The sequence below is a fragment of the Pseudomonas sp. Irchel 3E19 genome, from assembly GCF_900187585.1.
Taxonomy (GTDB): Bacteria; Pseudomonadota; Gammaproteobacteria; order Pseudomonadales; family Pseudomonadaceae; genus Aquipseudomonas; species Aquipseudomonas baetica.
Map to the genome: position 1 here is coordinate 20,112 of NZ_FYDT01000015.1, position 14,249 is coordinate 34,360.

The 14,249-nt window shown below is 59.4% G+C and carries 9 protein-coding genes; 4 read left to right on the forward strand and 5 right to left on the reverse strand.

Annotated elements, in window-relative coordinates:
- Positions 1 to 21 precede the first annotated feature (21 nt).
- The 3 genes from CKW18_RS12010 to gnd are packed head-to-tail and all read right to left on the reverse strand — an operon-like array spanning position 22 to position 3,328.
- Positions 22 to 831, reverse strand: a complete 810-nt coding sequence (locus CKW18_RS12010) for an HAD family hydrolase (protein WP_095188994.1) — start codon at positions 829 to 831, stop codon at positions 22 to 24.
- Positions 828 to 2,351 carry a glucose-6-phosphate dehydrogenase gene (zwf, locus tag CKW18_RS12015; protein WP_095188995.1) on the reverse strand — a complete coding sequence of 508 codons (1,524 nt, stop codon included), beginning with the start codon at positions 2,349 to 2,351 and terminating at the stop codon, positions 828 to 830. Before zwf ends, CKW18_RS12010 begins: the two co-directional genes overlap by 4 nt.
- Positions 2,348 to 3,328, reverse strand: coding sequence for a phosphogluconate dehydrogenase (NAD(+)-dependent, decarboxylating) (gnd, locus tag CKW18_RS12020; protein ID WP_095188996.1), 981 nt, complete (start codon positions 3,326 to 3,328; stop codon positions 2,348 to 2,350). Before gnd ends, zwf begins: the two co-directional genes overlap by 4 nt.
- A gap of 275 nt (positions 3,329 to 3,603) precedes the next feature.
- On the opposite strand from gnd, the gene CKW18_RS12025 reads away from it, so the two are divergent.
- Entirely contained in the window at positions 3,604 to 3,795 is a 192-nt protein-coding gene (locus CKW18_RS12025; protein WP_095188997.1) for a DUF6026 family protein, read from the forward strand.
- A 43-nt stretch (positions 3,796 to 3,838) separates the two neighbouring features.
- Here the strand turns inward: CKW18_RS12025 and CKW18_RS12030 are convergent, their stop codons facing one another.
- Positions 3,839 to 8,626 (reverse strand): dermonecrotic toxin domain-containing protein, encoded by a 4,788-nt coding sequence (locus CKW18_RS12030; protein WP_095188998.1) that lies wholly within the window; start codon positions 8,624 to 8,626, stop codon positions 3,839 to 3,841.
- Between the two features lie 259 nt (positions 8,627 to 8,885).
- Between CKW18_RS12030 and CKW18_RS12035 the strand changes: the two genes are divergently transcribed.
- The 3 genes from CKW18_RS12035 to CKW18_RS12045 all read left to right on the forward strand — a co-directional run bounded on the left by CKW18_RS12035 (position 8,886) and on the right by CKW18_RS12045 (position 13,408).
- Entirely contained in the window at positions 8,886 to 10,628 is a 1,743-nt protein-coding gene (locus CKW18_RS12035) for a phosphoethanolamine transferase CptA (RefSeq protein ID WP_095188999.1), read from the forward strand.
- 170 nt (positions 10,629 to 10,798) lie between these two features.
- Positions 10,799 to 13,045, forward strand: a complete 2,247-nt coding sequence (locus tag CKW18_RS12040) for a TonB-dependent siderophore receptor (RefSeq protein ID WP_095189000.1) — start codon at positions 10,799 to 10,801, stop codon at positions 13,043 to 13,045.
- A gap of 153 nt (positions 13,046 to 13,198) precedes the next feature.
- Positions 13,199 to 13,408 carry a hypothetical protein gene (locus CKW18_RS12045; protein ID WP_095189001.1) on the forward strand — a complete coding sequence of 70 codons (210 nt, stop codon included), beginning with the start codon at positions 13,199 to 13,201 and terminating at the stop codon, positions 13,406 to 13,408.
- An 85-nt stretch (positions 13,409 to 13,493) separates the two neighbouring features.
- Here CKW18_RS12045 and CKW18_RS12050 read toward each other — a convergent pair whose 3' ends face one another.
- The gene (locus tag CKW18_RS12050) at positions 13,494 to 13,991 is read right to left on the reverse strand and encodes a GNAT family N-acetyltransferase (protein ID WP_095189002.1); all 498 of its coding nucleotides are present in this window, start codon (positions 13,989 to 13,991) and stop codon (positions 13,494 to 13,496) included.
- Between the last annotated feature and the right edge of the window lie 258 nt (positions 13,992 to 14,249).

Below are 14,249 nucleotides of genomic sequence, written 5' to 3' on the forward strand. Positions count from 1 at the left end.
ACATTGGGTTTTCCGATTGGGTCAGCGAGGGAGGATGTACTGCTCGATTGCCTGGGCCACGCCATCTTCGGTGTTCGGCGCAGTGACGACATCCGCCTGACGCCGTACCGCCTCCTCCGCCTGCCCCATGGCAATCGACAAGCCCGCGCAATGGAACATTGCCGGATCGTTGCCGCCATCGCCAATCGCCGCGGTCTGCTCCAGAGGGATGCCAAGATGCGCAGCAATGGTTGCTAGCGCGGTGCCCTTGTTGGCTTCCAGCGCCGTCACGTCCAGATACACCGGCTGTGAGCGCGAGACTTGCGCCATGCCGTTGACCTTGGGCAACAGGCGCGCCTCCAGCTCGATCAGAAACCCGGTGTTGTTGCTGGTGGCGACGATCTTGTCGATGCGCTCCAGATACGGTTCAAAGCTCTCGACCACCACTGGCGGATAGCCGAGGCCGTGCTGCTCGCGCGGTACCATCGGGCCGTTGGCGTCCTTGACCAGCCAATCGCCGCCGCTGAACACCCAGACTTCGACGTCCGGTTGATCCGCGAACGTCGCCAAGGCAATCAGTGCAGTGGTCGCCGGCAAGTAGTGCGCCGCCAGCAGGCTGCCGTCCGGATTGACGATGGTGCCGCCATTGAACGCCGCCGTCGGCAGATCGACGCCCAAGGCTTCGATCTGCTGCAACATGGCTTTCGGCGGGCGCCCGGTGGCGAGGCTGAACAACACGCCTGCCTCGCGCAAAGAGCGCACAGCGGCGACTGTGCGTTGGCTCAGTGTGTGGTCGGGCAGCAACAGCGTGCCGTCCATGTCGCTCAGAAGAAAACGGATCGGCTGGCTCATCCCAGACCGTGCCAGACGCGACCATCGCGAGTCAGCAAGTCTTCGGCAGCCTGCGGGCCGTCTTCACCAGCCGCGTACGTTTGCACGCTCGCGTCCTGTTGCCAGGCGTCGAGGAACGGCTGCACGGCGCGCCAGCCGTTCTCGATGTTGTCGGCACGCTGGAACAGCGTCTGATCGCCGGTCAGGCAGTCGTAGATCAGCGTTTCGTAACCGGTCGACGGCTGCATCTCGAAGAAGTCCTTGTAGGCAAACCCCAGCTCGATGTTGGCCATGTTCAGCGCCGGCCCCGGCCGCTTGGCCAACAGGTCAAACCACATGCCTTCGTTGGGCTGGATCTGGATGCGCAGATACGTTGGCTGCAACTCGTCGACTTCGGTATCGCGAAATTGCGCGTATGGCGCCGGTTTGAAGCAGATGACGATTTCGGTATCACGCACGCTCATGCGTTTACCGGTGCGCAGGTAGAACGGCACGCCGACCCAGCGCCAGTTGTCGATCATCACTTTCAGCGCGACGTAGGTTTCGGTGTTGCTGTCGGGCGAGACGTTGGCCTCTTCGCGATAACCGGCCAGCGCTTTACCGCCGACTTCACCAGCGCTGTATTGGCCGCGTACCGAGTTGGCCCGCGCCTCTTCCACCGTCCATGGACGGATCGCGCCAACCACTTTCGCTTTTTCGCCGCGCACCGCATCAGCGCCGAACGCGGCTGGCGGCTCCATGGCGACCATGGCCAGCAACTGGAACAGGTGATTGGGCACCATGTCACGCAGTGCGCCGGTGTGTTCGTAAAAACTGCCACGGGTTTCGACGCCGACGGTTTCGGCGGCGGTGATTTGCACGTGGTCGATGTAATGGTTGTTCCAGAACGCTTCGAACAGGCTGTTGGAGAACCGGCTGACCAGAATGTTCTGCACGGTTTCCTTGCCCAGGTAATGGTCGATCCGATAGATCTGCTTCTCGGACATCACCTTGAGCAAACAGGCGTTCAGTGCTTCGGCGGTTTGCAGATCGGAGCCGAACGGCTTCTCGATCACCACCCTTCTGAACGCTTCGGGCGTTTCTTCAAGCAATTGGGCAGCGCCCAGTCGGCGCACCACTTCGCTGAAGAAGCGCGGCGCGGTGGCCAGGTAGAACACCGCATTGCCAGTGCCGCTGTCGGCGATTTTCGCCGCCAGCGCAGAATAAGTGCTGTCGTCCAGGAAATCGCCCTGAACGTAGCTGATGCCTTTGGCAAGCTTGGCCCACAAGGCCGGATCAAGCATCTGATCGCCCTTGCCGACCTTCGCCGCCACTTCGGTACGGATGAAGTCTTCGAGCTTTTGCGCGAAGGCTTCATCGGTAATGGCGTTATGGTCAACGCCGACGATCCGCAGATTCTCGTCAAGCAAACCGTCGCGACTGAGGTTGTACAGCGCTGGCATCAGCAAGCGCTTGACCAGGTCGCCGTGGGCACCGAACAGGAACAGCGTGGTCGGTGGTGCGGGGTCTGCCTTGGATTTTCTGCGGATCGTATGGGTCATTTCTTCGCTGTCTCCACATGGCCGCCGAAGCCGAAGCGCTGGGCCGAAAGAATCTTGTCGCCAAAGGTACCCTGGCCACGTGAGCGGTAGCGCGAGAACAGCGAGTTGGACAGCACCGGTACCGGCACCGCTTGCTCCATGGCGGCTTCGATGGTCCATTGACCTTCACCGCTGTCGGCAACCGAACCGGAGAAACCGTCAAGTTTCGGGTCGCTGGCCAGTGCATCGGCGGTCAGGTCGAGCAGCCAGGAAGAAACCACGCTGCCACGACGCCAGACTTCGGCGATGTCAGCCACATTCAGATCAAAACGCTGATCTTCCGGCAGGCGCTCGCTGGACTTGGTCTTGAGGATGTCAAAACCTTCGGCGAACGCGGCCATCATGCCGTACTCGATGCCGTTGTGGATCATCTTGACGAAGTGCCCGGCACCGGCGGGACCTGCGTGGATGTAACCATGTTCGGCGCGGTGATCATCGGACTTGCGATCCTTGGTGCGCGGAATGTCGCCCATGCCCGGCGCCAGCGCCGCAAACAGCGGATCAAGACGGGTCACGGTTTCGGCGTCGCCGCCGATCATCATGCAATAGCCGCGCTCCAGGCCCCAGACGCCGCCGGAGGTACCGACGTCGATGTAGTGCAGGCCCTTCTCGGACAGGGTTTTGGCCCGGCGAATGTCATCCTTATAGTTGGTGTTGCCGCCGTCGATAATGGTGTCGCCGGCTTCAAGCAGGTGGCTCAGGGTTTCGATGGTGTCTTCGGTCGGCGCACCGGCCGGCAGCATGACCCAAACCGCACGCGGCTTGGCCAGGCCTGCGACCAGTGCCGGCAAATCGGCAACGCCAGTAGCGCCCTCGGCGGCCAGGGTGTCGACAAAGGCAGTATTGCGGTCGTAAACAACGGTGGAGTGACCGTTGAGCATCAGACGCCGTGCAATATTGCCGCCCATGCGGCCCAGTCCAATAATCCCGAGTTGCATGTGCTGATGCTCCTTACTACAAATAAATGTGTGTCAAAGGTTATAGCCCAACGCGACTAATGGAGGTTAGTCCAGAGCGCTGGGGTGAAGTTTCCGGGCATTGTGCCCGATCCAGACAGATAACGCCTCGAAACGTGCCGAAGACACACCGACCATGAAAAATAAAAAAGTTCCATTCACAGGCAAAAGAAACCAAAATTGATGCCGATAGTGTTCTGCCTCTCGCAAACGAGCGGCAAAATCACAGTTGATGCATGCCATTTGCGAGGTGAGCAATGGACAACGTTGTAACCGCACGTCCCCCACAAACTTTGTACGTTACCGTTCGTCGCGACGAATTGCGCCAACTGCGCGAAGAACGCGAACAATTGTTGCGTGAGGTTGCTCACCTTCAAGAGCGCCTGCAACAGATTCAAGCCATGCAGGATTGCGTGCCGGCGCCGGTGTTGCGCACGCTGCATAACTGATCGAAGGCGGTCTGCAACCGCCCCGCGAACGGCTTCATTGGTTTTATTGTTCCGCTGGCGGCAAATATTTGAAAAACAGCCTTGCCGCCACGCTTTTCTGAATATTCGCGCTCTCTATCGCTTGCACCTGGCTGCTTTGCGCCTCGCGTAACTGGTCTGCATAAGTCTTGAACCGTAGCTTGGCCGCTTTCAGGTGGCCTTTTCTCACACTCCCTGCTTTTTTCGTCTTGCAGTGGAAGTGGGCAAACCACAGCACCGCATGTTCGCGGTGCACCAGCGCTTTTTCATCCAGTACCTCAAATTCCAGCAAATACTCAGGCCCATGGGTAGCGCTGGTCTTGTCAGCCCAGTTCCAGTTGCCGATACGCACCTCGTTTTTTTGCAGCAGGTATTCAAGGTTGCCCACCGTCGGCGGTAGACGGCGAGCCCCCGCGATGCGCAGACGGACGCCCTCCTCCCGCAGAGCCTGAGCGGCCAACACCAATTGGCGCTTGAGGTCGGCAGCCCGGGTTAGCTGTTCCGCCGCGTACTCATCAAGCCTGAGGCTCAGCGCTGCAGCGGTCTGATCGAGTTTGCGCGCCTGGTAAACCAGCGTATCTTCCTGACTCTTGGGCTCCAGTGAACGATTGCCAGTCTGACTCACACGCACCTTAAGCTCCTCAACACCGCCGAGCAACGCGACGGCGTCCTTGAGTAGTTTACTCAGTCCCGGCGTCGGCCTGGTTTTCGGAACCTCAGGCGACTCATCCCGTCGAGCCTGGTAAACAGGCTCCGCTTCATCGTGACGGTAATAAGTCGTTTGCCGGCCCGTGTAGATGTCAGTGGCGATGACGGCATCATCCGGATCATCAGCCTCATCACTCGATTCCCCCATCAGTACGCCATCCGGGGTTTCAATCACCCGGCGCTTCTGGCTCCGTCTGCGTTTGGTCTGCTTGACACCCGGTTCAACCTCCGCAACACCGGCCTCCAGCCCATGGGCTGCCCTGGAAAGCTCTTCCTCGGCCTTGAGCCGGTAGGCTGTCAGGCGCTCCTGCAGCTTGCTGACAAACTCCTGCGGCACAAACGACTTCGCGCCATCGGTGGGTTCAAGATAATGCGCAAACGCTTCGGCGTTGCGGTAGTGATTGATTGCATCCTTGAGCAGAAGCACCCGCTCATTCGCCGTGAAACCGAAAGTGGTATCGAGCTCCAGCAGGTGCGAGGTCACTCGCCCCAGCGGAATCGCGCGCAACCCCGCCATACCGGCGGCTTCGACCATGCTCGGCTCGAGCGCTGGATCGCCGGTCAGGGCGCCCTGAATTGACATCAGCTCGAACACCTTCAGTCCTTCGGTGTTCAGTCGACGCTTTTTTATCCCTTCAAGGTGCACGACAGCACGTCGCCCATGAAAAAACTGCTGGTCCAGTTGCGCCAGTTCCGCGGCAGTCGCCTCGACCATCTGGCTGACTTCAACTCTGCGCGGGTAGTGCCTGAGAATGCGTTTGCGCGCTTCGAGCAGCGCATTATAAGGCGTGGTATCGGCAACAAGCGGATCATCATAAACCTGCGCAAAGACCTGACGGTTTTCAAAACCCAATTCCGGATCGATGCTCGACAGGCTCTCCAATGCGGTTTCAACCATGTTGTAGCGCACCAGTTTTTCCTCAATGCAGGAGAACTTCGCTTCGCGCAGGTAGTGTTCATCAGCGTCGAACACCGGGCCAAGTCTGTCGAGTTGCGCAATGCACTTGAGCTGCAATTCCACATACGACGCACCGGCCTTGAGCTTTGTCTGATTAAAAATGCGCAGTTTCTGCTGCGACGAGGCCAGGTCTCGCTGATATTGCTTCAGTTCCTTGCCCTGACTTTGACTGACGTTCTCCTGTAACGCTTTATACGTCATCGACTCTTTATAGAAATCCAACAGCGCAGCATTGCCGATCTCCTCGGCATGGAGGATTTGCTTATCCAGTTCCATCCGCTGTTCTTTCAAGCGCACAAGCCTGGCTTCTCTGGCTGCACGTTCAGCGATGAGCTGTGGATCGCCGAAGACATAGTCTTTCAATTGGCTCGACACACGACCACCATGACGCACGCGAAATTCCGCGGCAGTGTCCCACAGCCCCGTGCCATTGTTGCGCAGCTCCAGCCAGGGGATGGGCGCCCCAGCCGGATTGAGCATCAGCACATTCTGTCCTTCGGCCGGCGCCACCCGCGCCCAGCCCCAACCGGCAATACGCCCCGGTACCTGCGCATACCAACGGCCGTCTACGACATGGATGCCCGGCAACGGTGGTGCTTCGATGCGCGAGCCAAGACCTTCGGGATGAGCCAGCAAATAGCGCTGCAGCGTAGCGAGGGTATCTCTGGGTGGCGCAAGCGAAAAATCGAGCGTCGAACCCGGCATCTTCTGCGTGGTGGCCGTCGTCGCAAGCAACCGGCCTGCTGGCCCGTTCGGGCGAACGACAGAGGTGGCGGGTACATCGTGCGCTACCGCCCTCACGGGATGGCGATGGCTGAGCAATACCAATACCAGTTGAATCAATACATCAAACAAAAACTGTCGCGCCGGTAACGCGTCGCCCAGCGCCAAGGCATGCAGAGACTGTAGTGCCTCACGCTCCAGAAGCAGCAGCCAGCCTGCCGCCGCCGCGGGCCCGCGCACATAGGGCATCACCGCGCCCAGCAAGGAATCGAACACCCGCTCGCCCAAGCCCAGCAGGGTTGACCAACGGTACTCGCTATTGGAGATCGTTTGCTCATCCGCACTCTGCAGCAGTAGTTTCGCATTGGCCTGGTAGAGTTCGCTCAACGGATCACCACTAAGGGGCTCTTCACTGAGTACCGGCGCGGCTGGCGTACGCAGGGTGGGAAAGTCGATATCGATCGACAGCCTGGCTAAATGAGGTTCAGTAAAGCCGCCGTGCGCATAGATTTTTCGCGCCTCGGGGTGCAGCCAGTCGAGCATGCTGTGCTCCAGCGCCACATCGCTGCGGATCGCCGCCAGCAACGCGGTCAAAGAGTCGAACTGCATCAGCGACGGTGTATAAAGCGGGCGATACAGCACATGCGGCCCACTCTCAGCGTCGCGGGGGCCAATCACGAACATGTTAGCCACCTCATCGCTCCGCTCGACCTCGACCAGCACAAAGGACAGAGCCCTGATGACGATGACTTGCGCGTCCAGTTTCCGTGCGGCGATGTCCGGCTGCATCAACGCGGCGACCTGTCGATAGCCCGCTTCGGTCAGCCCGCCCTCGCCGGTGATTTTGCATTCAAGCGCCAGCAGCGGCAGTTGCACACGCATCAACTGGGCGAAGCGCTGTTCGCGCCAGGCTTTCTGTGACAGGTCATCTATCAACTTTTGCTTGATCAGTTGAGTGTATTGCGCGCCGATATCGGCTTGTGTCACCAGCCTGCGCAAGGTGTCTGCGGTCACCCAGGCGGGTAACGGGCTGCCGTCGCGGTTGTGCAACTCGGTTTTGCCCGGCAGCAAGCCGGCAAGGTTTTTCAATGCCCGGCGAGTCAACGTATCGGTCTCGACGATCGCAGTACCGGTGGGTGAACCATAAGCATCGGCCTCATAGCGCGTATGGGTGATCAACAGGTTGTCAGGGTCTACGCTCGGACTGAAATCAGACATGCCTTTGACCAGCGCGTTTCGGGCGAACACCGCAGCTGTTTCGATACCGTCGTCATAGCTGCGGCCGTCCGCAACCAACTGCAACGCCGCCAGTTCCAGCAAATATCGACTGCACTCAAGCACGTCCTGAGTCGTGGCCCGGGACATCCAATCGGGCGGATTGTCGAGCACGGTATTGAACAACGGCTGCGCGTAAGGAGTCGTTCGGTGCGAGCGAAAGCATCTCGACGTATCAGTGATCGCGGCGTAGCTTGCTTCCAGCCTGGCCAGATCCTGTCCGGCTGTCTCGCCTGATTCGGCCAATTGCCCAAGCTGCGCGTCGAGGATGGCTTGGGCCAGAGTGACGAAGACATCCGTATCAATCGTCCACGGCTGCATTTGTTGCTCATACGAGGCTGACCCGAGCATCGAGCATCGCTGGTCGGCAAATGCCTGCAGCGAGTCGAAGCAGGCAATGTCACCGGCGGGGTCAAACGCCAGTACGATCTTGCGGCCATTAACGGTCCGGGTCACCAGGATCTCTGCGCCGGTCCGGACTGCGCCACCCGTCCCCGCACTGTATTGCAGCAAGAATGCTTCAGCACAACCGCTGCCGTAGGTCTGCAAACGCAGGGCCTTCTGCGGACAATGGGTAATCTGTCGCAGCGTGTGGCATTGCTCCGCGTCGAGATGGCTGCTGGTGTCCTGCGGACCCAGCTTGAGCAGGAGCGCCGCCTTGCAGATGTCCGCCAGCCACTGCCAGCGCGTGGTACCGGTGGCCAGAGGTTCATTCCAGAAATCCGTCAGCGCTTGCTGTAAGGCCGCGCTCATCGCCCCAGGCAGCGCTCTTAACAGGCTTTCGACCTCACGAATGTCGATGTTCAGGCGACGCCCGTTCGCATCACTGAGAAAATGTTCGCTGGTGAATGCCAGCGTGGCTTTGCCGGTAATGCTGTGAATCATGATTTCAAACAGTGGCGCACTGGAACGAGCGGTCGCAGTTGTATCGTCGGTCGCTACGCGCTCGTTGTCCTCCCAACGAGGCACATTGAGGGTCGTGACCAGCACATCAATGTCCAGTTGCGGATAGCGCTGTTTGAGCGCGGCGCTGAATTGCATGAGGGCTGCCGTGATCACGATAGGCCGGTCGGCAAACTCCCGGGCGACGGCATCAGCCAGCACTTCATTTACTTGCAACAGGGGCGGCGCCGGGTCAAGTCGGGTCATGTCCATATCCTTTGGAGTCAGTCACAGGTGACAGTGCGTCAGGCCTGCTCAATGGAGCGATGAAACCTGATTGCCTCGCCAGCCATGCGGTACTCCTGTACCGCACGCCCACCCACGCGCAGTGGTAACTCACAAACTTTTCACAATAAATTACGGATACTTGCGTCATTGTGGCTGCCCGCTACCTGATGGTGTGGCCGAAAGTCGCTGGTGTACCCCCGTGCACCGGCAGCAACACTCTCAAAGGCTGGAGCGCTTGATGGCGATGTTCAAACGCAGCAACAAGTCTGCGACAGGTTTCGACTGGGCCGGGTTTCTCTGGCTGTTTGTCTTTTTCTGGTACTTCTCGGGCATTACCCAACTGCTGATCCAGTTGACCGGTACCTCCGGCTTCACGGGCTTTCGTCAGGCGTTCGTGATGAGTGCCATCTGGCTGGCGCCGATGCTGCTGTTTCCCCAGCGCACCAGACTGCTCGCCGCCTTGATCGGTGTGGTGTTGTGGGCCTGCTCGATGGCGAGCCTGGGTTATTTCTTCATCTATCAGCAAGAATTTTCCCAGAGCGTGATCTTCATCATGTTCGAGTCGAACGTGTCTGAAGCCGGCGAGTACATGACCCAGTACTTTGCCTGGTGGATGGTGCCGGCGTTCCTCGCACACACCCTGTTCGCCTATTTCCTGTGGACGCGTCTGCGCCCGGTGTACCTGCCCCGTGGCCGCGCCTTCGTGGCGGCGATGGCGATTCTGGTCGCGGTGATCGGCTATCCATTGGTCAAGCAGACGATGCGCACCGGCAGCTTCGCCCAGGGCTTTGAAAAGTTCGAAACCCGTATCGAGCCGGCCGTGCCGTGGCAGATGGCCGTGGCCTATCACCGTTATCTGGAAACCCTGGCGGACATGCAGGGCATGCTCGATAGCGCCAGCAAGATCGCGCCGCTGAAAAACCTCACCGACGCTTCGGCCAATCAGCCGGCGACCCTGGTGCTGGTCATCGGCGAATCGACCAACCGCCAGCGCATGAGCCTCTACGGTTACCCGCGCAAGACCACGCCTGAACTGGACAAGCTCAAGGATCAACTGTCGGTCTTCGACAATGTCATCACCCCGCGCCCGTACACCATCGAAGCGTTGCAGCAAGTGTTGACCTTCGCCGATGAGGAAAATCCGGACCTGTACCTGTCCACGCCATCGCTGGTCAGCATGATGAAACAGGCCGGTTACAAAACCTTCTGGATCACCAACCAGCAGACCATGACCAAGCGCAACACCATGCTCACGACCTTCTCCGAACAGGCCGACGAGCAGGTGTATCTGAACAACAACCGCAACCAGAATGCCGCCCAGTACGATGGCGATGTGATCGAGCCCTTCAACAAGGCGTTGACCGATCCGGCCCAACGCAAGTTGATCGTTGTGCACCTGCTCGGCACCCATATGAGCTACCAGTACCGCTATCCGCCGAGCTTCGACAAGTTCCAGGATCGTAGCGGCGTGCCGGCCGGTGTGCGCGATGATCAGGTACCCACTTACAACAGCTACGACAATGCGGTGCTGTACAACGACTTCGTGGTTTCCAGCCTGATCAAGGACTACGCCAAATCCGACCCGAACGGTTTCTTGCTGTACCTCTCCGACCACGGCGAAGACGTGTTCGACTCGGTCGGCCACAAGACCCTGGGCCGTAACGAGAACAAGCCGACCGCGCCGATGTACACGATTCCGTTCATGGCCTGGGCGTCGCCGAAGTGGAAAGAAAACCACGACTGGAATTTCGCCGCTGACCTGGGACGGCCTTACAGCAGCTCGCACCTGATCCACACGTGGGCAGACATGGCAGGGTTGAGTTTCGATGAGCTCGATCGCAGCAAGAGCCTGGTCAGCGACCGTTTCATAGCGCGTCCGCTGATGATCGGCAACCCCTATGAACGTGAGCAACGAGCGCTCATCGACTTCAGTTTGATGAAGCCGAAAAAAACGGACCCCGCAGAGGTCGCACAACATTAATAACGCAAGGGGCCAACGATTGGTCCCTTTTTACTGCTCGCTGTTTACCGGCAGACGCTGCCCGTAGACCCCCTCAAATAAAAATATTTCTCGTTTGTTACTAAATCGCAGCGCGCCGCCTCGTCTTTGAAGCAATGGATTTTTCCCTCGAAGACAAGGAGTCGGCTGCGATGTTCGCGCCTATCACCCGTTCCATGACACTCACCCTCGGCTTGTACAGCATGGCCGTGAGCAGCGATCTGCTCGCCGAAACCGATCCTGAAAAACCGGCTGAGCCCCCCGCCACTGCGCTGGAACTGGCCGCCACCAACATTTCCGCGCAGGGTTTGGGTACCGCCACCGAAAACTCTGCGGCCTACACCACCGGCGCCATGAGCACAGCGACGCGGATGAATCTGTCGATCAAGGAAACCCCGCAATCGGTATCCGTGGTCACCCGCCAGCAAATGGATGATTTCAAACTCGGTACATTGTCCGAGGCCATGAGTCAGACCACCGGCATCGTGGTGCAGCACAACGACTCCGATCGGGTCAGCTATTCGGCGCGCGGTTACTCCATCAACAATTTCCAGATTGACGGAATGCTCAATACGTTCGGGCGGATGAAGTCCGATGCGGACACCATCATCTATGACCGTATCGAAGTGGTACGCGGCGCCACGGGCCTGACCACCGGCGCCGGTGACCCATCGGCGACCATCAACATGGTGCGCAAACGCCCCACCGCACAGTTGCAGGCCTTGGCCGGGGTCAGTGGCGGCAGCTATGACGATTACTACAGCTACGTCGATGTCGGCGGCCCGCTGGCTTTCGACGGGCGCCTGCGCGGGCGCACAGTGCTGGCCTATCGCGACAGCCAGTCGTTCCGGGACAAATATGCCCTGCAACGCGAGGTCGGTTACGGCATTCTCGAAGCCGATCTGAGCGACTCTACCGTGCTCGCGGTGGGTTACGACTATCAGGACAAGCAGGTTCAGGGCACGTCCTGGGGCACCGTACCGTACTGGAACGCTGACGGCGGCAAGGCCGGCCTGGGCCGCTCAACGAACATGGCGACGCCGTGGAGTTCGTGGCCACTCAAAGATAAAACCGCGTTCGCGACCCTTGATCAGCAACTGGGCGGTGGCTGGAAGTTGAAGGCTGCCTATACCCACCGCGACAGCGATATCGATGGCAAGGTCTACTACGGCGGCGGGGGTTTCCCCGAGGCGGATCGCAGTGGCATGTCCGCGTACAGGGGGCACATGCTCGGTACGCAGAAAATGAAGGTGTACGACGTCAACGTCTCAGGCCCGTACGCGCTGTTGGGGCGCGAGCACGAAATGATGTTCGGCTATGGCGAGGCTGAAAGCCGCTCGAACTCGCCCCACGCCTTTGACAATCCGCAAGCCGCCGGTTACGACAACATCCGTGACTGGAAATACATGAGCGACATCGCCAAATTCGCCGACACCGTCACCAGCCTCCCCGGCTCGCGGGGCATCACCCGCCAGAAGGCCGGCTACATCGCCACTCGATTGAGCCTGACCGATGAGCTGCATGCCGTACTCGGCAGCCGCTATGGCAGTTGGGACGAATCCAGCACCGATTACTACTACGATGCGCGGCAAACACTCACCCGCGTCGACGCCACCCACCAGCGCCAGAACAATATCTGGACGCCCTACGCCGGCCTGCTCTACGACCTCACGCCTCAATACACGGTTTACGCCAGCTATACCGACATTTTCAAACCGCAGAGCGCGCGCGACAGTAGTCGCAATTACCTCGATCCGGTCGTCGGCAGCAACTACGAACTCGGGCTCAAGGGTAGCCTGCTCGAAGAACGCCTGAACCTCACCACTGCGCTGTTCTGGAGCACACAGGACAACGTCGCCGAACGTGACGACTCCGTACCTCCGGATCCGGTGACCGGCGAGGAATTTTCCAAATCCGGCGGCAAGGGCAACAAGGTCAACGGCTTCGAGGCCGAAGTTTCCGGGGAAATCCTCAACGGCTGGAACATGACCGCCGGCTACACCTACACCCACGCGGCCAACGGCGAAAAACAACGCAGCAATACCACTGAGCCATTGAACATGCTCCGTGTGTCGACGGCCTACCGCTTGCCGGGCAACTGGCAGGCCTTGACCGTCGGCGGCGCGGTCAACTGGCAGAGCGACATGTACGGCAACTCCAATCGTCCGGTCGGCCGCGGTGCCAACGGCAAATTCATCACCGAAAAAACGCGGATTCGCCAGGACGCTTACGCCGTGGTCAAGCTGATGTCGCGCTATGAGTTCGACAAACACGTGTCGGCCTCGCTGAACGTCGACAATCTGTTCGACCAGAAATATTACGACAACGCCGGTTTTTACAACGGTGTGTATTGGGGTGACCCGCGCACGGTGACGTTGAGCCTGGACTGGAAGCTCTGACCCGTTCTGGCATCCATCAACGTTTGTGGTGAGGGCGTGCTCCTCCCTTGCCACTTTCACCGTGTTAACCCCGAGTTAATGCCTGCCCGGCACAGTCTGTTCCGAGATCTGCTTCATGGACGAACGGCTCCCACTTGTTCAGTAGGAGGCACCATGAAAATCACTACGGCAATCCTTGCCAGTCTATTCACGCTCGGCTCTGCCAGTGTCTTTGCCGAAGGCGGCGCTGAGCGCATGCGTCATTACTACGACAACTTCCCGGTTCACCACGCGCAAAGCGAACACGCAAGCGAGGCGAAGGCGAAAGAAATTCGCGTTCCCGCCGACCAGACGGCGCAAGTGACCGAGGCCTATCGCGAGTAGGTTTTGTAGAGCAACCGATGGACCTCCACAGGCTCCGCTCTGGCCCTGGAGATGACAGTTGGGCGCCCGGTTCGGGCGCCTTTTTTTATGCCTGCAGTGGCTTGATCCAGAACAGCATCCGCCCGTGATCAGGGTTGAACATGCCCGGCGTGAAACCGAATTTGCTGTAAGCGTTTTGCGCCACTGCGTTACCCTCCAGCACCTCCAGGGTGATCTTGCAGCAGCCACGCTGGCGAGCGATTTCCTCGACCTTGCGAAGCATCTTTTGGCTCAGGCCCAGGCCACGAAACCTGGCCATCACCGCCACATCGTGGACGTTGACCAACGGCTTGCAGGCGAACGTGGAAAACCCTTCAAAACAATTCACCAGGCCTGCCGGCTCGCCACCGACAAAGGCCAGCACGCTGAACGCGTGGGGTCGGCGCGCCAATTCTTCGGGTAACCGGCGCAGCAACTCAGGGTCGATCGGCTGACCGCCGCCCATGGGATCTTCTGCATAGTGATTGAGCACGACGCCGATGGCCTCGGCGTGCAGTGGGTTGGTGTAACTGGCTTGAAGTACAAGAATTTCTGCGGAATCCATTTCCATCCCCGAACACACAAACGCCCCGGCGCGCAAAGTGCTTGCTGAAAGGCGCCGTTGACCTTAGCGCGAGCCCGGTGCGAAAAGCAAAAGATCAAAAGATTGCAGCCTTCGGCAGCGCCTGCCGGGGGCGCTGGGTTTTCGCGGTAAGCCCATGTCAACAGGGTTTGGTATTCAAACAGGCGCCAGCCCGGTACAACGTCCAAGTCCCGCCGCAGGCCGCAATCCTTTGCCGTCCCTCCTCCCAGCGCAACGCGT

Coding starts and splice junctions, on each gene's coding strand:
- CKW18_RS12040 (WP_095189000.1), top strand. CDS start 10,799: ATGTTCGCGCCTATCACCCGTTCCATGACACTCACCCTCGGCTTGTAC.
- CKW18_RS12050 (WP_095189002.1), bottom strand. CDS start 13,991: ATGGATTCCGCAGAAATTCTTGTACTTCAAGCCAGTTACACCAACCCA.
- CKW18_RS12030 (WP_095188998.1), bottom strand. CDS start 8,626: ATGACCCGACTTGACCCGGCGCCGCCCCTGTTGCAAGTAAATGAAGTG.
- CKW18_RS12035 (WP_095188999.1), top strand. CDS start 8,886: ATGGCGATGTTCAAACGCAGCAACAAGTCTGCGACAGGTTTCGACTGG.
- CKW18_RS12010 (WP_095188994.1), bottom strand. CDS start 831: ATGAGCCAGCCGATCCGTTTTCTTCTGAGCGACATGGACGGCACGCTG.
- gnd (WP_095188996.1), bottom strand. CDS start 3,328: ATGCAACTCGGGATTATTGGACTGGGCCGCATGGGCGGCAATATTGCA.
- CKW18_RS12045 (WP_095189001.1), top strand. CDS start 13,199: ATGAAAATCACTACGGCAATCCTTGCCAGTCTATTCACGCTCGGCTCT.
- zwf (WP_095188995.1), bottom strand. CDS start 2,351: ATGACCCATACGATCCGCAGAAAATCCAAGGCAGACCCCGCACCACCG.
- CKW18_RS12025 (WP_095188997.1), top strand. CDS start 3,604: ATGGACAACGTTGTAACCGCACGTCCCCCACAAACTTTGTACGTTACC.